This window comes from Sphingobium sp. LMC3-1-1.1, assembly GCF_040676285.1.
In the GTDB taxonomy this organism is placed as follows: Bacteria; Pseudomonadota; Alphaproteobacteria; order Sphingomonadales; family Sphingomonadaceae; genus Sphingobium.
In genome coordinates, this window is record NZ_JBEGHQ010000046.1 from 1 (window position 1) to 672 (window position 672).

At 60.6% G+C, this 672-nt stretch carries 2 protein-coding genes; both read left to right on the plus strand.

Going from position 1 to position 672, the window contains the following annotated elements:
- Positions 1 to 353 (plus strand): PA2169 family four-helix-bundle protein (locus MRBLMC3_RS23120; protein WP_363831249.1); only part of this gene is annotated, 353 nt, incomplete at its 5' end.
- Positions 354 to 421: 68 nt separating this feature from the next.
- A partial coding sequence (locus MRBLMC3_RS23125) for a PRC-barrel domain-containing protein (RefSeq protein ID WP_363831252.1) occupies positions 422 to 672 on the plus strand: 251 nt, incomplete at its 3' end.

Below are 672 nucleotides of genomic sequence, written 5' to 3' on the forward strand. Positions count from 1 at the left end.
AGAGCACCCGTTTTGCGGCCCTGTTCGCCGATTTCGCGCGTGATCGCGGACAGGTCGTCTCCTCGATGCAGGCCGAAGTGCGCGCGATCGGCGGCAAGCCCCAGGACAGCGCAAGCTTCCTCGGCGCGGCCCATCGTAGCTTCATGGACCTGAAACAGGCGTTCACCGGCAAGAACGACAAGGCGATCATCGAGGAGGTCGAGCGCGGCGAGGACCACATCAAGGCGAAGTTCGAGATCACGCTGAAGGATGCCGATCTGGCGCCGGCAACGAGGTCCATCATTCGTGATGCTTTCACCTCGGTTAAGGCCGGCCATGATCAGGCGAGCGCTCTCAAGCACAGCCTGGTCTGAGAAGGCACATTTTCGGCACAGTGGGTAATTGCCTGCCGCCCCGGAGATTTATTGAACGGAGAATGGCCATGGCCACCAATACAGAAATACCCGTTGCCCGTCCTTTCGCAAGCCGTATCCTGATTTCCGCCGACGATGCGCGCGGCAAGACAGTGCATGGCCGCGATGGTGACAAGCTCGGTACCGTCGACAAACTCATTCTCGACGAGCGGACCGGACAGGTGGCCTATGTCATCCTGTCCACGGGCGGTTTCCTCGGACTGGGACAGAGCTATCATCCCATACCCTGGTCGGCGTTCCGCTATGACGAGACGCAGGG